The 23,760-nt window shown below is 25.3% G+C and carries 19 protein-coding genes; all 19 read right to left on the bottom strand.

The window, feature by feature from the left end; translation table 11 throughout:
• Positions 1–15: 15 nt before the first annotated feature.
• The 19 genes from GM111_RS01635 to whiA all read right to left on the bottom strand — a co-directional run bounded on the left by GM111_RS01635 (position 16) and on the right by whiA (position 23,550).
• Positions 16–2,709, bottom strand: a complete 2,694-nt coding sequence (locus GM111_RS01635; RefSeq protein WP_156299151.1) for a DEAD/DEAH box helicase — start codon at positions 2,707–2,709, stop codon at positions 16–18.
• Between the two features lie 45 nt (positions 2,710–2,754).
• The gene (locus tag GM111_RS01630) at positions 2,755–5,793 is read right to left on the bottom strand and encodes an autotransporter domain-containing protein (RefSeq protein ID WP_156299150.1); all 3,039 of its coding nucleotides are present in this window, start codon (positions 5,791–5,793) and stop codon (positions 2,755–2,757) included.
• A gap of 41 nt (positions 5,794–5,834) precedes the next feature.
• On the bottom strand, positions 5,835–7,430 hold the full coding sequence (locus GM111_RS01625; protein WP_156299149.1) for a CTP synthase: 1,596 nt from the start codon (positions 7,428–7,430) through the stop codon (positions 5,835–5,837).
• A 3-nt stretch (positions 7,431–7,433) separates the two neighbouring features.
• A complete protein-coding gene (locus GM111_RS01620) occupies positions 7,434–7,877 on the bottom strand; it encodes a hypothetical protein (protein ID WP_156299148.1) in 444 nt (147 codons plus the stop codon).
• A gap of 9 nt (positions 7,878–7,886) precedes the next feature.
• A complete protein-coding gene (locus GM111_RS01615) occupies positions 7,887–8,372 on the bottom strand; it encodes a hypothetical protein (protein ID WP_156299147.1) in 486 nt (161 codons plus the stop codon).
• 57 nt (positions 8,373–8,429) lie between these two features.
• Positions 8,430–9,383 carry an ROK family protein gene (locus GM111_RS01610; RefSeq protein WP_156299146.1) on the bottom strand — a complete coding sequence of 318 codons (954 nt, stop codon included), beginning with the start codon at positions 9,381–9,383 and terminating at the stop codon, positions 8,430–8,432.
• 8 nt (positions 9,384–9,391) lie between these two features.
• Positions 9,392–9,886 carry a glucose PTS transporter subunit EIIB gene (locus GM111_RS01605; protein WP_156299145.1) on the bottom strand — a complete coding sequence of 165 codons (495 nt, stop codon included), beginning with the start codon at positions 9,884–9,886 and terminating at the stop codon, positions 9,392–9,394.
• Between the two features lie 68 nt (positions 9,887–9,954).
• A complete protein-coding gene (locus GM111_RS01600; protein ID WP_156299144.1) occupies positions 9,955–10,941 on the bottom strand; it encodes a class II fructose-bisphosphate aldolase in 987 nt (328 codons plus the stop codon).
• Between the two features lie 615 nt (positions 10,942–11,556).
• Complete coding sequence (locus tag GM111_RS01595; RefSeq protein ID WP_156299143.1) at positions 11,557–12,201, bottom strand: pyroglutamyl-peptidase I; 645 nt, start codon at positions 12,199–12,201, stop codon at positions 11,557–11,559.
• A 1-nt stretch (position 12,202) separates the two neighbouring features.
• The gene (gene murG, locus GM111_RS01590) at positions 12,203–13,249 is read right to left on the bottom strand and encodes an undecaprenyldiphospho-muramoylpentapeptide beta-N-acetylglucosaminyltransferase (RefSeq protein ID WP_156299142.1); all 1,047 of its coding nucleotides are present in this window, start codon (positions 13,247–13,249) and stop codon (positions 12,203–12,205) included.
• On the bottom strand, positions 13,242–14,360 hold the full coding sequence (locus GM111_RS01585; protein ID WP_197034438.1) for an FtsW/RodA/SpoVE family cell cycle protein: 1,119 nt from the start codon (positions 14,358–14,360) through the stop codon (positions 13,242–13,244). The genes murG and GM111_RS01585 overlap by 8 nt, the downstream gene beginning before the upstream one ends.
• Positions 14,360–15,727 (bottom strand): UDP-N-acetylmuramoyl-L-alanine--D-glutamate ligase, encoded by a 1,368-nt coding sequence (murD, locus tag GM111_RS01580; protein ID WP_156299140.1) that lies wholly within the window; start codon positions 15,725–15,727, stop codon positions 14,360–14,362. Before murD ends, GM111_RS01585 begins: the two co-directional genes overlap by 1 nt.
• A gap of 10 nt (positions 15,728–15,737) precedes the next feature.
• On the bottom strand, positions 15,738–16,826 hold the full coding sequence (gene mraY / locus GM111_RS01575; protein ID WP_156299139.1) for a phospho-N-acetylmuramoyl-pentapeptide-transferase: 1,089 nt from the start codon (positions 16,824–16,826) through the stop codon (positions 15,738–15,740).
• Entirely contained in the window at positions 16,826–18,043 is a 1,218-nt protein-coding gene (locus tag GM111_RS01570; protein WP_156299224.1) for a UDP-N-acetylmuramoyl-tripeptide--D-alanyl-D-alanine ligase, read from the bottom strand. The genes mraY and GM111_RS01570 overlap by 1 nt, the downstream gene beginning before the upstream one ends.
• A 65-nt stretch (positions 18,044–18,108) precedes the next feature.
• The gene (abc-f, locus tag GM111_RS01565) at positions 18,109–19,992 is read right to left on the bottom strand and encodes a ribosomal protection-like ABC-F family protein (protein WP_156299138.1); all 1,884 of its coding nucleotides are present in this window, start codon (positions 19,990–19,992) and stop codon (positions 18,109–18,111) included.
• A 52-nt stretch (positions 19,993–20,044) separates the two neighbouring features.
• The gene (locus GM111_RS01560; protein ID WP_156299137.1) at positions 20,045–20,743 is read right to left on the bottom strand and encodes a GH25 family lysozyme; all 699 of its coding nucleotides are present in this window, start codon (positions 20,741–20,743) and stop codon (positions 20,045–20,047) included.
• Between the two features lie 8 nt (positions 20,744–20,751).
• The gene (gene serS, locus GM111_RS01555) at positions 20,752–22,020 is read right to left on the bottom strand and encodes a serine--tRNA ligase (RefSeq protein ID WP_156299136.1); all 1,269 of its coding nucleotides are present in this window, start codon (positions 22,018–22,020) and stop codon (positions 20,752–20,754) included.
• Positions 22,020–22,655: a hypothetical protein gene (locus tag GM111_RS01550; protein WP_156299135.1), complete on the bottom strand. Its 636-nt coding sequence runs from the start codon at positions 22,653–22,655 to the stop codon at positions 22,020–22,022. Before GM111_RS01550 ends, serS begins: the two co-directional genes overlap by 1 nt.
• Before the next feature lie 4 nt (positions 22,656–22,659).
• Entirely contained in the window at positions 22,660–23,550 is an 891-nt protein-coding gene (whiA, locus tag GM111_RS01545) for a DNA-binding protein WhiA (RefSeq protein ID WP_156299134.1), read from the bottom strand.
• Positions 23,551–23,760: the final 210 nt, after the last annotated feature.

The raw sequence follows: 23,760 nt of genomic DNA, 5'->3' as shown, positions 1-23,760 counted from the left end.
GTAGCATTTTGTATATTAATATTCAAGATACTTAAATATATCTTCTCTTATCCTTGTATTTAATTCATATTCTATTGCAACAGCACTTTTTTGTATAGGTAATATAACTTCTTCATATTTCATAGTAGGTAGCATTTTACCTAGATAGTAAAACTCATTATCATCATTATTTTTTCTAACAAATAGATGTGTTGAAATCCCATATTCTTTTGCATTTATTGCAGCATCAATATCAGGAGAATTTACTTTTCTTCCTGGTTTAGAAAATATTACTACATGTTTATTATCTAGAAAATTAGGTTCATAACTCATAGCTCTTTTATTCTTTTCACTTCTTTCATAGTTAATAAATACAGGAAGAGTTTTAGTTTTGTTATCTAGCTTATATCCACTAATACCTTGAGGATTAATAGCTTTTTCCCAATTCAATAATCTACAAACATCCTCCCTAGTATACTTTTCATAAAGTACAAAGTCAGTATCTTCATATTTATTAGAATATATTCTATTATGTCTATCTATTCCTAAACTTATCATATCTTTTATTTCTTTACTATCCTTATATTCCAAAAATTTATTAAAGTCTATATCAAATTTAGAATAAAATTCAAATTTATTATTCATCATATTTTCAAGTTGTTTATCTTTTCCTTCTAGGGTTTTTAAATACATTAATTCTTTAAGTCTTTTACCATTTAAAAATCTAATTGAAATAAATTTAAATAAATTTAACTCATCTTTAGTATAATTTACTTCTTTTTCATTTAACATAAGCATTTGATAATAAGAGCCAAACTTTTCAAAAACCCTCGTTATATCTATATTAGAATATTTATCAAATTCAAAAATATTTGGAATTCTTCCTAACATATTTTTTATTCTTAAATATTCTTCAACTACTATTTTAGATACATTTAACTTAAATTTATTAATAGATTCAAATATTCTTTTTTTTGATATTTCATCAAAATTAATACTCGAATAACCAGGAACAATAGAATTCATAGTTAATACATATTTCTTCATATCATCTTTTGTATATTTACTTTTACTTGAAAATGCTAAAGGTATCATATAATTTGTAGTATAATTACCTATAAAATCCAATACAACTACAAATTCTTTACTATTATGTTTTCTTAAACCCCTGCCCAATTGTTGTAAAAATACTATTGGAGATACTGTCGGTCTAAGCATAATAATTTGATTAATTTCAGGTATATCTACTCCTTCATTAAATATATCAACTGTAAAAATGTATTCTAATTTATCATTAACTAACTTATCTATTTCTTTTTCTCTTTTTTCTTGACTATCCATCCCATTTAAATAAGATGTTTTATAACCTCTTTCATTAAATATTTTAGATAATTCTTTTGCTTCTTCATTTCTTGAACAAAATATTAATCCTTTGGGTTTTATTCCAGAATATCCATATATTTTTAATTTTGAAATAATATAATCTACTCTTTTTTCATCAACAAGTTTATTGAAATCCTTAAACTCATTATTAAATTCATCATCTAAATACTCTGTTATTGCAAAATAATGAAAAGGACATAATATATCCTCCTCTAATGCTTCTTTTAAGTTAATTTCATAAAGAATATTATTCTCAAAAAGATTACATATATCTATCCCATCTGTTCTACTTGTAGTTGCAGTCATTCCTAAAAAAATTTTTGGATTAAAGTATTCTAATACTTTTTTATAACTTTTACTAGCTGCTCTATGTGTTTCATCTATAACTATATACTCAAATTCTTCTCTTAAAAATTTATCTAAATTTTTTGATAATGTTTGTATCGTTGCAAATATATATTTAGAAGTAATTTTTTTATTATTTCCAGAATATATTTCCATTTTTTTATTTTTCCCTAACACTTTAATATATGTTTCCATTGCTTGCCTTGCAAGTTGTTCTCTATGAACTATAAATAATATACTTTTGGCATTTTTTAATGCAAAAGCTGAAGCATACGTTTTTCCTGTTCCTGTTGCTGAAATTAAGATCCCTCTTTTTTTTCCTAAATTAATACTAGAATTAAAACTATCAATAAATTTTTTTTGCATATTATTTGGTTTTAGTTTTTCTAAAGAAATAGTTTTTACTTTATTTTTTCTATTTTCATTATATTTTTTAATATATTGTTCTAAATTTACTTCTTTAGAACTATCCCATAAATTATTAAATTCATTTATTACTTGTTTATACATAGCTCCATCTCTATGTACATACATTCTACTATTCCACTCCTTATTAGTTGTAAGTGCCGAAATAGTAAGATTAGAACTCCCTGTAATTATACAACTATATTCTTTTTTGTCCATAATATAACCTTTAGTATGAAACCCAACATTTCCATTAGATTTATATATTCTAACCTCTATATTTTTAAAAGAAATTAATTTTTCTAATGCTTTCGGTTCAGTAAAATGAAGATAATCTGTTGTCAAAATTTTTCCTTTTACACCTCTACTTTCTAATTCTTCAAATATTGAAAGTAATGGTGTAATTCCACTTAAAGTAATAAAAGCTACACTAAATCGAAAATTATCCGAACCTAATAATTCCTGAGATAATTCTGTTAACATCTTTTTCCCTTGACTATATTCATTTACTATTAAATCAGTTGCAAATTCATTAGTAATTACTGATTCTGAATTTATAAAAGAAAAATAAATACTTTTTTTTAAAGTTTCTATCATATATCTCCTAACTAAAGATGCAACGATAAATATCGTTGCAACTTCTTAAAATTCATATTTAAGTGTAAATGAATTATTCCATTTACCTTTAGTATTTATACTACTTTCTACTCCAATTTTAAAATTATTTTGAAAATCAATGTTTGCACCTACTCTATAACTCATTAAAAATTTATCAAGATTTTTACCCCTCATTTTAAAATCTGTATCTAATAGTCTCGCATTTATTTCTACTCTATCTTTAATATTAAAATTTAAATTAATATTATTATCTAATGTCAAATACTTATTTATTTTATATTGCCAATCAAAACCAAAAGCAAAACTTGTATAATTTAAATTATTATCTTTAATTTCTAAACCTATTTTTTCATTTTCTCCATTTACAATTTCTTTATTAGAATCAACTAAAACTTTAGTTAAAATAAGATCTATATTAGGAACTAACTTATGTTTATTATTTATATCAACTTCATATCCTAAACTTAACATATTATTAATAATATGTGTTTTAAAATATGAATATACATCATCATTAACTATTTTTCTTCTAACTTTAGAATTAACAAATGAATAATCTAAAATATCTGATAAAACCAAGTTTTTATATTTATATTTATATTTAAAACCAATATTATATTTATCAGATATAAAATCTGCATTATTTTCAAAAACACTTCTTAAATTACTTATTCCACTAAAAAATCCCAAATGAATATTATTATACAATTTAAAATCTATTCCTAAACTATTAGAATAAATATTATTTTTAAACGGTGTATTTAAATCATCTTTAACCAAATTTGTAGAAATAAATGAATTATAATAAACTATATTATTTTTATTATATTCTTTAAATAATGGTTTTTTGATATTTGATAGTGTCATATTATTTAAGTTAAGAACATTTGATAAATATGTTGCATAGTTATCTGTAAATATTTGAGACATAGCTTCTAAACGATTTTCAGAAGTAATATTTAATAAATATTTTTCATTATCATCTAAATTATACTCCTCAAAAAAACTTTTCATATTATAATTATAAGAAGGAATATTTCTTAATTTTTCTTCATCTAATTCTAATATTTTTTTTCTTATACCTGTACCTATTTTAACAACTTTATTATCAAGTCTAGGCTTATCTAAAAAAACATTTAGAAATTCTATTTTATTTATATCAATATCTTTACCTTTAATAATCTCATATTCAGGTTTAATCTCTTCTCCTTCTGGAAAATATATTTTAATTTTACCAGAAATTAATGCTTCTTTTGCAGTAATTTTTTTCCCTGCTTTAAATTTAGTTGTAGCTAAATCTGTTGAAATATATTTATCAATTTCAACATCTGTATTAATTATGACTAAACCATCATTTTGTACTTCATTTTTTATTTGAGCTTCTTTATCTAATCTTAAAGTAGCTTTTTTAAATACATCGTATTTTGAAGTAGATTTATTTTCTAAAGTTAAAACTCCTTCTAACACTTGTGTCCACGGATAATTTTGTTTTCCAGATAAAATCAATTCTCCTTCTCCAGCTTTTCTAAGTCCTGCTTTTTTTACATTTGAATAAAAAATTTTTTCACTATCTAGTACTTTAGGTATATTTAATCTAAAATTACCTCTTGGTCCATCAACAGTTAAAGATGAATCTGTCAAATTTAGTATATCTGAATCTATATTTTCACCATTTCCAGCAAGTCCACTTTTAATATCATTAGAAAATTCAAAAATCCCCTTTGGTATTTCAATATATTGATATATATTCCCTAATTTATCATAAATTTTTTCATTCATACCTTCAAAAAATTTTGTCTCTTCTATTAAACCAGCATTAAAATCAGAAAAACCATTTAATGCTTTCTTTCCATTTACCACTCCCCACCCATAAATATTACTTAAATATTCTTTTTCGCCACTTTCTCTAGAGGCAGTCGTTAATATTATTTCTTTTATTTGATGATATGTTAAAAATGGATATCTTTGTTTAATTTCATATGCAAGTCTTGTTACTTTAGGTGCTGAAAAACTTGAACCTCTAACACCCTCTTTTAAAAAACCTTCATGAACTACTGTTGCAGATCTTAGGGCTAATGGCTTTGAATTATTTTTACCTAAATTTTCAACTTCATAAAAAAAATCATTTCCTATTTTTTCTTTTCTTCCTTTATACATTAAATCAAGCTCTGCTTCTTTATCACTATACATATTTTTAACTAATATACTCTCAGATCTTGCTGCCTTTTGAACTTCAGGAGACATATTAAAATAAAATAATAATCCATTTGTAGAATTATAGTAATTTACAGTCTTATCCGTTTCTACATTACCTAATGCTAATACTTTTAATTGTCTATTTTTTTTATATTCTTTATCAAAAATTAAATTAGAAAACATATCTCTATTTATATTATTTATTTTATAATTTTGACCTATATCATCTATATAATTATTTTCTTTAGAAAGATATATTAGATTTTTATAATAATCAGACCAACCATAAGACATATTAATAAAACCTTTTGCATTGTATCTATAATCTTTATCCTGAAAACTTCCTAATCTAATATTTAAGGTTTTGGTATCTGAATAATTATTATTTACTAAACTTTCTAAAACATTTGTAGCATGATTTATATTTTTATATGTTTGATTTTCTAATTTTTTTCTATTTAATATATTTATTCCTTCAACTTCTATTTCTGAAAGTAATTTTTTCCCTGGACTTATTAATCCACTTTCAAAAACATATATATATTCATTTTCATCTGAATATTTTGAACTATTGTGTTTAGAATCTTCTAATATTTTAGTTTTATCTTCTTTAAATTCTATTTCTTTTTTTCTTAATAATTCAAAATCATCAACATTATTATTGATGTTTATTATTTCAGTTTCTTTAAATTCTATTTCTTTCTTTCTTTCATTCGCTTTTTGATTCATTTTTTCTATATATTCTTGATTTGATTTTGAAACTTCTACCTTTAAAGGCTCGTTAACAAAATTATTTTTTACTTCTTTTTGAATTGAATTACAGCTAACAAATAAAGAAAACACAAATAAAATATAGATTTTTTTCATAAATACCTCTTTAAAAACAATGCAGGTTACCCTGCATTGCTCTATTTTATATTTTTTCTATCTAAAATTGCTTTTATCCATCCTTTAAATAATGAATGTGGTTTATTTGGTCTACTCATAAATTCTGGATGGAATTGAGCAGCTATAAAAAATGGATGATCTTCTATTTCAATTATTTCTACATAATTTCCATCTGGAGATTTCCCAACTATCTTAAATCCATTTTTTTCAAATTCTTCTAAATACTTCTGATTAAATTCATATCTATGTCTATGTCTTTCTAAAATTTCAGATTGACCATAAAGTGCATAAGATTTACTATTAGAAGATAACTTACATGGATATGCTCCAAGTCTCATAGTTCCTCCTAAATTTTCAATTTGACCTTGTTCTTCCATTAAACTTATTACAGGATACGGAGTTTCTTTATCAAATTCTGTAGAATTAGCTTCTTTCATTCCTAAAACGTTTCTAGCAAACTCTATAGTAGCCATTTGCATTCCTAAACAAATACCAAAGAAAGGAATTTTATTTTCTCTTGCATATCTTACAGTATTTATTTTACCTTCTATACCACGTCCACCAAATCCTCCTGGAACTAATATTCCATCATATTCATTTAACTCTGTTAAATCAAATTCTTCTGCTTTTAAATAATCAATTTTAACCTTAGTATCATAATGGAATCCAGCATGTTCAATAGATTCATTTATACTAATATATGCATCTTTTAGTTCTACATATTTTCCAACAACAGCTACTTTAATTTCATGTTTAGGGTTCATAAATTTATTAACCATTTCTTTCCATTTTTCAAGACTAGGTTTAATATTTTCTATATTTAATTTTTTACAAACTTCATCTGCAAGACCTAATTCTTCCATTTGAATAGGTATTTCATATAAATTTTTAGCATCTAATGCTTCAATTACAGAACTTTCATCAACATCACAGAATAATGAAACTTTAGATTTTATACTCTTATCTACAGGATGTTCACTTCTTAGAATTATTATGTCCGGATTAATTCCTAGTCCTTGTAACATTTTAACACTTTGCTGTGTCGGTTTTGTTTTTAATTCTCCAGCTGCTTTTAAATATGGAAGTAGAGTTACATGTATATATATCACATTTTCTCTACCTACATCTTTTTTAAATTGCCTTATAGCCTCTATAAAAGGATTAGATTCAATATCTCCTATAGTTCCTCCTATTTCAGTTATTACTATATCTGAATTTGAAGCTTTTCCAGCTTGCATAATTTTTTTCTTAATTTCATTAGTAACATGAGGTATAACTTGAACAGTCCCTCCAAGGTAATCACCTTTTCTTTCTTTACTAATTATAGTTGACATTATTTTTCCACTAGTTACATTATTATATTTTGTAAGTTCTTCATTAATAAATCTTTCATAATGACCTAAATCTAAGTCTGTTTCAGCTCCATCTGCTGTAACAAAAACTTCACCATGTTGATATGGGCTCATAGTACCTGGATCAACATTTAGATAAGGATCAAATTTTTGAATCGTTACTTTATACCCTCTTTCTTTTAATAATCTACCTAGAGATGCGGCAGTAATTCCTTTTCCTAGAGAGGAAACTACTCCACCTGTAACAAATACATACTTAGTCATTCTTTAATCCCTTCCCGAAGATTTCTCTTGTATTATTTTATCTAATTGATTTTTATTACTACTGCTCGGAACTTGTAATAATTTCAATCTTTTTTTATTTTCTTCTCTAGCTATAATACTATAAATACTATTAAAATCACTTTTTTCTATTGGAATATCAGCAAATATAACTAAATTATTAACCATTTTTGATGAATAAATTTTAATATCTGTAATATCTGTTACATATTTTGAAAGAAATTTAAGATAAAGTGTTTCATTAAAAATTCTTATCTCATTAACACTATTTTTAGTCATATCAGTAAAATCAATATTCATTTCTTTCTTATATTTTACTATTAATTCTTTCTTCATATCTTTTAGTTCTTTTAATCCTTCCTCTAAATCAATCATTGCAAATAAATTAAAAGAAAATAAAAGTAATATAGCTATAACTATTTTTTTCATAAAAATTCCTTATTTTTTTTCTTTAGTTAAATTTTTATCTGAATAAACTTTAAAATTAACTTTAGTTGGTTTTTCGTAAAGTTTATTTAAAATTTCTAATACAGCTTTATCTAAATAATATGTATCTTTGTCATTCATAGTTTTGTCAACATAATATCCAAATTCTGCATTTTCTTGTTCTTTTTCTTTAATAGAAAAATTAGCATCATATCCTAATTGAGCAAATATATATTTTAAACCAGAAATATATATTTGTTTTTTATTTTCAAATTTAGTTTCATCATATTTCGCATTCTTTTCTTTTTCTTTCTTAACCAATTCTGTTACATAATTATTAAAATCAGCAAAAATGAAATTTAATGTACCTTCTTCCGCTACTCTTGTTAATTCTGCTTGTATAACTGCTTGTTCTACATCTCCCAATTTATATTTTGGTTCTGCTGTAAATGATAATGCAGATAAAACAAGACTTAACCCTAATATTGTCTTTTTCATTTATATCTCTCCTTTTTTATATAATATTCATTGTATCATATTATTATATGAAATTTCTTATTTTTTATTTATAATTAACGATGCAGCTCCTTTTACTCCAGCTGAATCTAATAATTCACTTTTAACTATAGGTATATTAATACTCATATTTAAAGCATATTTAGGTAAATGTTTTTTTACTCCATCTATTATTAAGTCAGCTGATTTTGCAACCCCTCCTGCAATAACTATTATTTCAGGATTTACTAAATTAATTAACACACCCATTCCATAGGCTAATTTATTACAAAAATTATCTACTATAATTTCTGCAGTTTTATCTCCTTTTCTTGCTTCAATGAAAATATGATATGCTTCAAGTTTTTCGAATTCATCTTTAAATGTTTCATAAAGTATTCCTTTTTGTTCTTTTTTTAGAACTTTTATTCCCTCTTTCACTATACCAGTAGCTGATGTAAATAACTCTAAACACCCTGTTAATCCACAACCACATTTCTCACCATTTAAATCAACTGAAATATGTCCAATTTCACCTGCTGCTCCATCATTACCTGAAATTAATTCTCCATTAATTATCATACCTGCAGCAATACCTGTTCCTATGGGCATAATTATACTATTTTTATACCCTTTACTCGCTCCAAATAAATTTTCACCAAGTGCTATAGCTCTAACATCATTTTCTACTATTACAGTTTTTCCAGAAATTCTTTCAAATACTTCTTTAGCATTAAAATCATTCCCCCAAGAAAAATTAGCAGCTATTTTTACTATAGATCTATCAACCACTGGACCAGGTATACCAAGCCCTATTCCTTCTAATTCTGATATATCAGCTGAAATTCTTGTAAATAATTCTTGTATTTTATTCCAAATTCTACCAAATGTATCTTCTGGCCCTTTTTTCGATTCTGTTTTTATACTTTCTTCAACTAAAATATTATATTTTGAATCTAACAGTCCTATTTTAGTATTTGTTCCACCTAAATCTACTCCAACAAAATATTTCATATTATCACCTATATTAATTTTTTTAGTTCATCTAAAATTTTTGGTGCTTTTGGTCCCATTACTACTTGAACGTTATTTTCATCCACAACAACTACATCTAATGCTCCTAATTCTTTTAAAACATTATTATTAACTTTATCTAAATTTTTAACTCCTACTCTTAATCTTGTAAAACAACTTTCTAATGAGTCTATATTTTCTTTTTTCCCTAAAGCTTCTATTAACTTTTCTTCTTTAGTAGAAAGTTTTTCTTCTCCATTATTAATTACATCTAAAATTCTTGGAGCTTTTGTTCCCATTACTACTTGTACGTTATTTTCGTCCACAACAACTACATCAAGTGCTCCTGCTTCTTTTAATACTTCATTATTAACTTTATCTAAATTTTTAACTCCCACTCTTAATCTTGTGAAACAGCTTTCTAATGAATCTATATTTCCTTTATTCCCTAACCCTTTTAAAATTATTTGTGCTACTTCTGCATCTGAAATTCTACTAAACACTACAACCTCCTTATTATATGTTTAAAAGCCTTATTCCATAGATTTAGAAACAAGGCTTTTATAACTAATTATTTAACTTCTACTCCTCTTTTATATGCATCCTGTGATCCAAATACTTCTACAATTTTAGATTTATAATATTCTTTCATATAATCTTTTGCTTTTCCAGCATATTTTCTAGGATCGAATTCTCCTGGTTTAGTTGCTAATACTTCTCTAATTCCTGCAGTGAAAGCTAATCTTCCATCTGTATCAACATTTATTTTTGCTACTGCTGATTTAGAAGCTAATAATAATTGTTGATCAGGTATACCTATTGCATCTTTCATAGTTCCTCCATATTGAACTATCATATCAACAAATTGTTTAGGTACTGAAGATGAACCGTGTAATACTATTGGGAATCCTGGTATTCTTTCTTCGATTTCTTTTAAAATATCTAAACGAATTTTAGGATCGTCTCCTGGTTTAAATTTATGTGCTCCATGAGAAGTTCCTATAGCGATAGCTAATGAATCTACACCTGTTCTTTCAACAAATTCTTGAACTTCATCAGGTTGAGTGTATATACTATGTTCTGCAACTACATCATCTTCAACTCCAGCTAAAACTCCTAATTCTGCTTCTACTGTAACATCATGTTGATGTGCAAATTCAGCAACTGATTTTGAAATTTCAACATTTTCATCAAATGAATGATGTGATGCATCTATCATTACTGATGAAAAACCATATTCTATACAGTCCTTACATACTTCAAAGCTTGGACCATGATCTAAATGTAATGCTACTGGTATATCTGAACCTGAAGCTTTTACATATGCTGTTGCAGCTTTAGCCATAAACGGTAACATTTCTTTCCCTATATATTTTCTTGCTCCAGTAGATACTTGTAAAATTACAGGTGAACCCATTTCAACACAAGCTTCAATAATCCCTTGTAATTGTTCTAAGTTATTAAAATTAAACGCTGGTACTGAATACCCTTCTCTATTTGCTTTAGCAAACATTTCTTTAGTATTTACTAAACCTAAGTCTTTGTAATTATACTTCATTTCTTTTCCTCCTAGATTTTTATTGTTTCATACACCTAAATTTTATCAAATTTTATGTAAAAAATCAAGTGATATTGTTGTTTCTCTTTATTCTAAACTTATTTAATTTCTTTTATTTCTCATCCTAAATTCAAACTTATTTATTTTTTCAGAATAATTTCCTAAAACAATTTTTCTATTTCCTTTTTCTAATATAAACACCTCTCTTTTTTCCCATTTTTTTCTTCAGTTAAAATAATATAATTATCTTTACCCACTTTTAATCATTTTATATACTTTCCCTTCTTCTTCAATGCTAACAATTTACCCTTTCAAGTACAGTGCCAAAACTTTTTTCTCCACCGCAGGAATCTTATTTATAAAAATACTTTCTCCCTCTAATATTCATTTTTTGTTTTCATATATACTTTCCTATCCACTATACCACCAATATATTTATTTTTATATTCGTATGTAAATTCATTAATTGCACTTTCGTTATTACCTACAGCTATATACTTTTTTCATTTTTTAATCTCTTTAGTAGTTCTAACCTTACCCTCATCTAACGGAATTGTTAAATATTATTATATCTTTATAAAAATAAAAAGATAAATAGTTGTCTATTTATCTTTTCTAAAATATCTCTCCAGCGATAATTTTCTTATCTTTTTCATTATCCACTATTACTTCTATTGCTTTAATTACTCCATTTAATATCTTTTCAAAAGGTAAAGAATACATGTTCTCTTTATTTTTTACCTGAAAATCCATATATGGAAGATGTATGAATCCTGATTTAATATCAAACTTTTCTTTTTCTATTATATATCTTACACCATAAAGTACATGATTACATACAAAAGTTCCTGCAGTATTAGAAATTTTAACAGGCAAACTTTCTTTTTCTAATCTTTCAAAGATACTTTTAATAGGCAATGTTGAAAAATAAGCATTTTCTCCATCTGCAAAGATAGGTTCATCTATAGGTTGATTACCTTCATTATCCTCTATTCTATAATCATCTACATTTACTCCTATCCTTTCTATAGATATTGTCTTACTGCCTCCAGCTTGACCTAAAGATAATATATATTTAGGATTATAGGTTATAATAGCTTCTTTAATTTTATTTAAACTTTTATTTCTAACCACAGGTATTAAAAGTTTAATAACTTCATATCCATTTATTTTTTCAGGAAGGTTCTTTAATACCTCTTCCGAAACATTAATTTGATCTCCACCAAAAGGATCAAAAGCAGTTATTAGTATTTTACCCATACTAATTCTCAAAATATTTCATAATATTTTCTACAGCATTACCTGGATTAATTTTAGAAATATTTTCTTTCATAAATTTAAGTTTTCCTTCATCTTTAACAAGTCTAATTGCTTCATCTATAGCAATTTCTACTTCTTCATTAGAATATATTTTAGCAGAATCTATTGCTTCTAATATTTCTGCATTCTCTTTTTGTCCAACAAAATTATATGGTATCAATATTGCTGGTTTTTCAAGTTCAATTAATTCAGAAATTGTTGAAGCTCCTGCACGACATAAAAGTAAATCAGATGCAGCCATAATATTATATGATTCCTCAAAATATGGAACTACTATAGTATTTTCATTTTCTTCTACTCTATCAGTAACTTCTTTATATAATTCTTTCCCAGTAGCCCAATAAAGTGTAACTTCAGATGCTTTAATATCTTCAAACTTCTTAACTAGTACATCATTAATATTTTTCGCTCCTAATGATCCTCCCATTATAGTTATTACTTTAGCATCTTTATTTATTCCCATTTTTTCTCTAATTTCACATTTAGACACTCCATAAAATTCTGGTCTTATTGGATTTCCAGTAACAACAAATTTATCCTTATATTCCTTTTTAACACTTTTTAAAGTTTCTGTAAATGCTACAAATATCTTTTTAGCATATGGATACATCCATTTATTTGCTTGTCCCATAGTTACATTTTGTTCTTGTAAGAATATGTCAAGTTTTAATGTTTTAGCTGCAAGTAACGCTGGAAGTGAAATATAGTTTCCAAACCCTATTACATATTCAACTTTTTCTTCTTTTAAAATTTTTCTTGCATCATATATTCCTTTAACTAATTTTAATATTCCACTAATACTTCTTATAGGAATAATATCAAGTCCATAAAACTTATATCCTCTACTTGGAACTATTTCTTTTTCCATTCTATGACAAGTTCCCATGAACACTAATTCATGCCCTTTTTCTTTAAGTTTTTCTGCAAGTGCTAATGCCGGATAGATATGTCCACCTGTTCCACCTGTAGTAATTAATATTTTACTCATATATTACACCTTCTTCTAATTTATCATTCATACTTAATATTATACTCAAAACTAATCCAAGTCCCATAAATATCGTCCATAAAGATGACCCTCCCGCACTTAAGAAAGGAAGAGTTATTCCTGTTGAAGGAAGTATGTTAACATTTATTCCTAAATGAAGTATAAATTGATTTGATATCATAAATCCTACTCCATAAATTATCATTTTTTCATAAATAGAATTTGCAAATTTAGCACTGTAGAATATAAAATAAATTAAAATTAAAAATATTATTATTAATGTTATAGCTCCCACAAATCCCCATTCATCTACAAATCCAGCAAATATATAATCTGTTTGTACTTCTGGAAGATAAAAGTTTCTTGCTATACTATTTCCATAACCTGAACCAAATAATCCTCCGTTACTTATTGATTTCATAGCTAAAAGTGCATGTTCATTTTCAAAATTTAATCTCGAAAGTCTATATCCTTTTGTTAGTACTGCAATAGAACCTGGAATAACCAAAATAAAAACTATTGCAACTATTTTTTTCCATGAAATTACTCCACTTATCCAATACATACAAAGGAATAGTAATATAAATTGTACTGTTGCTGAAAATGATCTTGAAATTAATATTAATCCAGCACAAAATAAAGTATATATTCCAGTATATAGGTAAATATTAAGTCTTTCTTTTCTAATATAATATGCTCTTTCTATCATATATGCTAATACTAGTATTAATCCTAATTTAGCAAATTCTGAAAATTGTATTGTCACTGGTCCAAAAACTATCCACCTTCTAGCTCCATTAACTGATTTCCCTATTAATAGTGTAGCTATTAATCCAGCAACTATAATTATCATGATACCAAGTGTCATTTTATTTAGTTTATTAACATTTAAAAAGACCATAAATGCACCCATAGTTGCAAATGCGATACTCAAATGTCTTAAATGTTTTATGATTATTGATACATGATTTAATCCTGAAGTATTTTTTAAACTCTCAGGTGAAGTTAAACTTAATAAGTTAAATACACCTATAATAGTTAAAATTAAAATTAAAATTAAAACAGTTGTTAATAATTGCTTTTTACTAGTAGTCTTAAAAAAATTTTGCATCATTTTTCTCCTAAAATTTCTAATACTTTATTTTTAAAATATCTTCCTCTTTCTTCAAAGTTTGTAAATTGATCAAAACTTGAAGTAGCTGGTGAATAAAGTACTGTTATATCCTCTTCAAAATTCACATTTTCTTTAATATGATTAATACATTCATCAACAGTTTCAAACATTAAATATTTGTTGTACCCAACATTTTTAAGCTCATTTTCTATTAAATATCTGTTTTGTCCATAAATATATGTAAATTTAATTTTTTTTCCTATTTCTTTACTTAATTCATCTAAAGGCACTTTTTTATCTTCCCCTCCACAAATTAATATTATATCATTTTCATAAGAAGAGATAGCTTTATTTGTTGAAGCAACATTAGTTCCTTTTGAATCATTTATAAATACTGTATTTCCTTTTTTAAAGAAATCTTCCATTCTATGTTCTATACTTTTAGCCTCTTTTAGATAATTTCTAATTACTTTATTTGGAACTCCACATATTTTAGCAGTTGCTATTAAAAACAGCATATTTTCTAAATTATGTTCTCCTTTTAAAGCAAGATCTTTTACTTCTATTAATTTATCTGCACTTTGGCTTAAATTAAATTTAGAATTATACATTTCATAAAGATCTTTCATAATATATATAGCTCCATCAGCTACAAATATACTTCCTTTAGTATTTTTACTTATATATACTCTTTTTGGATTTTTGTAATTTTCAAGTTCTTTAGCTATTTTATATAAATTTAAGAATGTACTATCATCTACATTAACTATCATTTTATCTTTTTTACTTTGATGTAAGAATATATTAAATTTAGTCATATAGTAATCTTCTACATCATTATATCTACTTAAATGATCTGGTGTTAAGTTAATTATTCCAGCAATATATGGTTTAATCTTAGGATTATTTTCTAATTGATAACTACTTAATTCAAGCACTATATAGTCAAGCTCTTTATCTTCTTTTACAATTTCTGCATAAGATCTCCCCACATTACCACCAAGTTCTACATTAAATCCTGCTTTTTTAAGCATTTCATAAGTTTTAGTACAAGTAGTTGTTTTACCATTAGTTCCCGTAAATGCAATTATTTGTATATCTTTATTCATATATTCATAAGCAATGTCTATTTCAGAATATATAGGAATATTTTTCTCTATTACTTTTTGAATAAAAGGATTTTTAAAAGAAATTCCTGGTGATTTAACTATATATTCAATCTCTTCTTTTTCAATAATTTCTAAAGCTTTTTCAGTAGTCATCTCTCCAATTTTATCATCAACTAAAACTACCTTTTTCCCTTTTGATTCTAATAGGTCTCTTGCACCTATACCACTAATACCTGCACCAAATACGATAATCATTTTTATTCTCCTATCTTAATTTAAGTATCATTAATGCTAATAAACAAGCAATTATTGTAACAATTAAAAATCTTATTGTAACTTTTGTTTCTGGCATACCTAATTTTTCAAAATGATGATGAATAGGGGCCATTTTAAATACTCTTCTTCTAAATTTTTTATATGATAATACTTGTATCATTACAGATAAAGCTTCTACAAAGAAGATTATACCCATAATAGGTAAAAGTAGTTCTTGTTTTAATAATATAAATATAGTTCCTAGTAATCCTCCTATAGTTAAAGAACCAACATCTCCCATAAATACTTGAGCTGGAAAGAAATTAAACCACATAAATCCTAGACATCCTCCTACTATAGAAGCTAAAAACACCGCAATTTCTCCTGCTCCTGTTACATGATAAATATTAATATATTCTGCCCAATTATAGTGTCCTACTGCATACGCTATTAACATTAACACAGAAGTAACAATTACTATTTGACTACTAACAAGTCCATCTAATCCATCAGTTAAATTAACTGCATTTGATGTCCCAACTATTACAAAAAACATAAAAAAGAAAAATAAAATTGGTCCCATATAAATATACGATTTTTTAATTATCGGATTAATAATAGCAAAATCTATAGTATTATTAACTAATCCAAGCTTATACACAAAACCAAAGACTATAAATGTCATTATAGTTTGGAATAAAAGCTTTTTCTTACTTGATAAACCTTTTTTACTTTTAGTTAATTTTAAATAATCATCATAGAAACCTATAGTTGAAAATACTATAGTCATGAAGAATAGGAAAACTGTAAACTTATTAGTAAAGTTCCCTGCAACTAAAGTAGAAAAAAGTATAGAAGCTATTATTAAAAGACCTCCCATAGTAGGTGTACCCTGTTTAGAATAATGAGTTTCAGGCCCATCTTCTCTTATAGTATCTCCAAATTTTTTATATTTCAACCATTTAATAAATGAATTCCCAAAAATTATCATAAAACAAAGTGCTACACCAAAAGCAACTCCCATTCTTATAGATATAGATCTAAATACTCTTAAATATGTATATTTATTTATAAATAGACTTTGAATATAATATAGCATTAGTTATTTACCTCCATTATTTCTTCCATTTTCATAGATCTTGACCCCTTCAATAAAATCACTTTTTCCTTAGAAGTCTTTATATTATCTATAGCTTTTCTAATATTTTCTTTATCATCAAAATAACTATATGTGAATTTAACCTTTTCATCTTTCAAAAGTTCATTATATAAATGTTTCATTCTTGTACCAAAAAGCATTAACTCATCTATATATACTTCTTTTAAAACATCTATTAATCTTTCATGATATTTAATTTCATCATCTCCAAGTTCTAACATATCTCCAAGAGCTGCTATTTTATATTTTTCATTATATAATTTAGAATATGTTTCAAGAGATGCCTTCATTGATAATGGCGATGCATTATATGCATCATTTATATATAAATATTTACCATTAACTATTTGAAATCTTCCTGCAGTTAACAAGATATTCTCATAATTTAACTTCTTATATCCCATAAAATTAAGTAATTCATCTACAATAGAGACATTAAGTAAATTATGATCTCCTAAAAGATTTGTTTTTATTTCTTTAACATCTACCTTAATCACATTTTCTAATTTCGACAAGAATTTATCACTACCATTAACTATAACCTTTTTTAGTGTATGAGGTATTACTTCTGTTTTAGCTTTAAATACATTTTCCATTGTCTTCAAATACTCTAAATGTGATTGTCCTATATTTGTAATTATAGAATAATCTGGTTTAGCTATAGAGGCTAGTAAATCTATTTCACCTAAATTTGACATACCCATTTCAAGTAACAAAATATTATCACTATCTTTTGCCGAAAGTATTGTAAATGGAAGTCCTATATGATTATTATAATTTCCCTGTGTCTTATATACAGATTCTCCTTTATCTAATAGAACTGAATAGAGTATATCTTTAACTGTCGTTTTTCCATTTGAACCTGTAATACCAATTACAGTAAATTTTTTATTTCTCCTATACCTTTTAGCAAACTCTTGCATAAATTTAACTGTATCTTCTACAAGATGACCATTTTTAATATCTAAACCCTCTTTATCAAAAATTACAAAAGCCCCATTTTTCTCTGCTTCATTCGCATAATCATTACCCTTATTAATTGCAAAGAAAACCATATTTTCTTTTGCTTCTTTAGAATTCATAGTTACATTAAAATCTTCTTTTAAACTAGGTATTTTTTTACCTATTAATTCTTCTAGTGTATTTAATTTAATCATATCTATCAAAGAAATATCCTTTCTTCTATTTTCATTTTAATTATATCAAAAAAAGATAATAAAAACTACTCTAATTCACTCCACAATAATATTAATTCATCTTCTTTCATTTTAGTTTTTTCTATTTCTTTTTGTATATCTATCATCTTACTTAAATCATTTTTATACCCTGCTTTAGCCATTTCTTCATCTAAAGTTTTAAGTTTATTAGCTATATCTTCTAAATCTCTTTCTATTTTTTCAAGATCTTTTTTTCTTTTTATTTCTGCTTTTTGTTTTGCTTTTCTCTCTTCATAACTAATTTTTTCTTCAGTTTTATCTACTACTTCTTTTCTATTTTTAATATTTTCTTTATATTCTCCATAATTACCTTTAAATTCTTCTAACCCATCTTCTGATAGAAAATATATTTTATTACAAACAGAATCTAAAAAATGTCTATTATGTGATATTAAAAGCATACTACCTTCATAATCTATTAAAGCATCTTCAAGTACTTCTATAGAATAAATATCTAAATGATTTGTAGGTTCATCTAGTATCAATAAATTAGCTTTTTCTTCTATTAACTTAAGTAATGAAACTCTAACTTTTTCTCCTCCAGAAAGTGAAGAAATTTTTTTTAACACATCATCTCCTGAAAACAAGAAAGATGCTGATTTACTTCTCAAATATTCTTCAGTATATGATAAAGAATTATTTATTTCTTGTAATATATTATTTTCTGGAAAAAGATTTTGATGATCTTGATCATAGTAACCGATACTTACTCTTTCTCCTATTTTGAAATCTCCATAATCTTGTTTAAGTTTTCCTATTAAAATTTTAAGCAAGGTTGATTTTCCTATGCCATTTTTACCTATTATACCTACTTTATCTCCTCTAAATAATTCAAAACTAACATTATTTAAAACTTTCTTTTCTTCAAAACTCTTAGTAATCTGATTGACATTTAAAACTCTATCTCCAGAGGAATGTTTCATTTCAAATTTCAACTTCATTCTATTAGGGTTAAATATAGGGTTATCCATCCTTTCCATTCTATCTAATATTGTTTGTCTTCCTCTTGCTTGTTTTGATTTTATTCCTGCTTTATATCTTTGTACATACTCTTCTATTTTTCTTATCTTTTCACTTTCTTTTTCATATCTTTTTATTTCGCCTTTTAAAAACAATTCTTTTTGAATTACAAAATCAGAAAAATTTCCATCATATTCATATAGTTTCTTATTCTCTATTTCCATTATCTTATTGCATACTTCATCCAAAAATATTCTATCATGTGATATTAATATGAAAGCTTTAACATATTTTTTTAAATAATCTTCTAACCATTCAATAGATATTATATCCAAATGGTTAGTAGGCTCATCTAGTATTAATAAGTCAGGTTCTTGTAAGAGTAATTTTGCAAGAGTAATTCTAGTTTTCTCACCACCAGAAAGTGAAGAAAGTATAGCATCTCTAAAATCATTTAATTCTAACCCTTGCATTACTTGTTTTATTTTAAATTCTACTTCATATCCGCCTGTAGCTTCATATTCATTATGTAATTTTTCATATTCTTTAAGTAAATCTTCTAAATCTTCAGTTACACTCATTAATGTATTAACTTTATTTATTTTTTCTAACAATTCTTTTTGTTTTGAAAAAACTTCTAATAATTCTTCATATACTGTATTCTTCTCTGAAGAAAAACTATGATTTTGTGATAAATAGCCAACTTTAATATTAGGATTTAGAAATACCGTTCCCTTTTGATTAATATTATTTTCCATACCATCATGATTTTCTCTTCCAAGTAATATTTTTACTAATGAAGATTTTCCAACACCATTTAATCCTATTAATCCTATTTTATCAGTGTTATTTACACTAAAACTAATATCTTTTAATATGTATTCACCATTAAATTGTTTATATACATTATTAAATTGCACTAGATTCATTATTTCTCCTTACACGAAAAATAGTTCCATGAAATTTCATTGAACTATTTTATTATTTTATTCTATTTTCTTCTATAAACTTATCTATATCCTTACCTCTAAAGACATTTCTATCTGTAAACCCTGAAATACCTTTAACTCTTCCTCTATTTGAATATTGCCAAAAATCCCATCTTTCTTGCTCTGGATACCATTTTATATTTCTTATCCATATAGGATTATTTAGAAATTCATTTTCAATAAATGCCTTATATGTATGTCTTGTAACATATATTATTACTCTTTTTTTGTAATGTGCTTCTAGTTTATTTATTAAATCTTTAAGTTCTTTATTTACAACTTCTTTTGGATATTTAGTTGGTATTTCTAAATCTACTATAGGCGGAAATGCATTATCTACTTTAGGTACTTTAGAGATATAAAAATTAGCCTGTTCTTCTCCTTTAGATAACATAGAGAAAAAATGGTAAGCTCCTACTTTAAATCCTGATAATTGTGCTCTATTCCAGTTATAGAAAAAATCTCTATCTAAATGATCTTTTCCTTCTGTTGCCTTCATAAATACAAACTCATAGTCTTTGTCTATTTGAGACCAATTTAGTCTCACTTGATGATGTGAGATATCTATACCGTGTATATCATATTTTCTAGCTAATATATGATTATGATATAGGTATCCCGAAAATTCTAAATACCAGGCTAATCCTCCTAAAAAAACTAGAAGGATTAGACCTTTTATTATTTTTTTCATATTGCCTCTTATCTTATTTCTGTTTTACCACCCATATATGGAACTAATGCTTCAGGAATTAAAATACTTCCATCTTCTTGTTGATAATTTTCAATTATTGCAAGTAAAGTTCTTCCAACAGCCAATCCTGATCCATTTAATGTGTGAACAAAATAACTTTTTTTATCTTCTGCTCTAAATTTAATCATAGCACGTCTTGCTTGGAAATCTTCAGTATTTGAACAACTTGAAATTTCTCTATATTTATTTTGAGATGGAACCCATACTTCTAAATCATATGTTTTAGTTGCAGAAAATCCCATATCTCCTGTACATAATGCAAGAACTCTATAAGGTAGTCCTAATTTTTGTAATATTCTTTCTGCACAGCCCGTCATATGTTCTAATTCTTCATATGATTTATCTGGATGAACAATTTTAACCATTTCAACTTTATTAAACTGATGTTGTCTTATTAATCCTTTTAAATCTCTTCCACCACTACCTGCTTCTTGTCTAAAACATGCAGTAAATCCACAAAAATGTTTAGGTAATTCTTCTTCTTTTAAAATTTCTCCTGCATAAAGGTTAGTTAAAGTTACCTCTGCAGTTGGTATTAAGTATAAATCTTCACCAACTATTTTATACATATCTTCTTCAAATTTAGGAAGTTGCCCTGTACCTATCATTATTTCTTTTTTGGCAAGTTGTGGCGTTAAGATTTCTGTAAATCCATGTTCTTCTGTGTGAATATCTAACATAAAGTTAATTAAAGCTCTTTCAAGCCTTGCTCCCATACCTTTATATACAGTAAACCTAGAACCTGAAAGCTTAGCTCCTCTTTCAAAATCAAGTATATCTAAATTAACTCCTAATTCATCATGAGATTTAACTTCAAAATTAAATTTAGTTGGTTCTCCCCATTTTCTAACTTCAACATTTTCATCTTCATTTACTCCAATCGGAGTAGAAAAATGAGGTACATTAGGTATAGTTAATAACATCATTCTTTGTTTTTCATCTATTTCTAAAACTTCAGCATCAAGTTCTTTAATTCTTGCCGAAACTTTCGCCATTCCTTCTTTAAGTTCAGTAGAATCAATGCCTTCTCTAGCATTTTTACCTATAATAGCTGAAACATCATTTCTTTCTTTTTTTAATGTTTCCACCTCAGTTAATAACTCTCTTCTCTTAATATCTAATTCTAATAACGCATCCAAATCATATTCACTATTTCTATTTTTTAATCCTTGTCTTACAAGTTCTACATTTTCTCTTATAAATTTCATTTCCAACATTATTTTTCCTCCAAGAATCTTAATATAACTTCATTATTTTTATTCATTTTTTTAAGGTTAACCTTCAAATCTTCACCAAATTTAATTTTAAATATATATGCATAAAGTTTATCTATTTTCTTTTTATTTCCGTAACCTTCTTTTGAGCTACATATATATGCTATTAAATTTCTAAGCATAGGTATATTTATTCCTATATCTTCTATTATTTTCTCAAAAAGATATACCTTAACTAATCTATTTTCATCATCTGATAGTTTCGCGTTTAAATATAATATTTCAAAAAAAATTTTTTTATCTCTTCTAATCAACTCATTTGCAAGACTTAAAGAATGTATGAAATCTCTATTAAATATAGCTCTAAAAAAACTTTCTTTAAGCTTTTCCAAAGATATATTTGAATGTCTTTTTACCTGTTTTTCTTTTTTTAAATATATATCCTCTGTAGAAAATAATTCTTCAACTTCTTCAAATTTCTTAACTATATACATATATCCATATTCTAAAATATAGGATGGGGCTTTAATAAAAACATTTCCTTTCATATCTATTTTAAAATATTTTGCTTTTTCATTAAAATTTTTAAAATCATTTAAAAATTCTTCAAATTCTTTATATTCTTTTAACTTTTTCATAATTTTACCCTTTTAATTCTAAATATATTTCTTCTAATCTTCTAAATCTATTTCTAATCCCTGATTTAGAAATATTTAATTTATCTGCTAATTCTTGAAAAGAATCTTCATCATACTTCAATCTTAACTTAGCAAGTTCAGAAAGTGCTTTAGTTAAATTTTCAAGTCCAACTTTTTCATCTATATAGCTTATCATATCAATTTGTTTGATAGAAGCTGACATTTTTTTTGTTTCATTTGCAAGTTCATAATTCATATTCCTATTTATTTTATTATTTAATTCCTTTTTTACAGTAACATCTTCATATTCAAAAAAAATTTGTAATCCACCCATCAAATGTATCACATCTAAAATATCCTCTGAATTTCTAATATATACTATATTTTTATTTTTTTTCTCAGTTTGAAATACTTTTTTATTTATATGTTTTAATAACATATACAAAAAAGTTGAAGCATCTTCTGTATCTATGAAAAAATCCAAAGTATATCCCTTACTTGGATCTTTTATATATCCAGAATTTAGAAAATATCCTCTTAAAATTCCTGAGATATTCTTATTATTTTCAAATTTTTTAAAAGAAAATAATTCTTTTAAAAAAAAACCATAATTTTCTTCTGTATCTATAATATTAGTTATACTTATGGTATAAACTCTTGGTTTGGAAAATCTTTTTGCAGTAATATATCTTAATTGTGGCACTAAATTTGTTACTTTCAATATATTATTATATACCCTTTGAGCTAATTTTAAATTTTCTGTACTAAATTCAATCCCACTATTTCTAATACAATTTTTAGACAAAAAAATCCCAAAAAGTTCTGATAATATATCATTTTTATCTCTATTTTTATTGTTTAAAATTTCATCTTTTAATTTTGAAGAATATGACATAAATTTCCCCTATTTAACTTTTTTTAAATTATATCATAATAAAAGATTGTAAGCAAATAATAATATAAAAAAAGGTGATTCGAGATTTTAAAAAATCCCTTGAATCACCTCTTTCTTTTCTATATAATTTAATCACCAAACAAAACTAACAGAAAGGAGTGATAAACATGACATCTAAAATCAAATTCATCTAGATGTCATATCTGTAAC

The organism is Streptobacillus canis, assembly GCF_009733925.1.
GTDB lineage: Bacteria > Fusobacteriota > Fusobacteriia > Fusobacteriales > Leptotrichiaceae > Streptobacillus > Streptobacillus canis.
The sequence above is the reverse complement of the archived record's forward strand: the minus strand, read 5'-3'. Positions and strand labels throughout refer to the sequence as shown.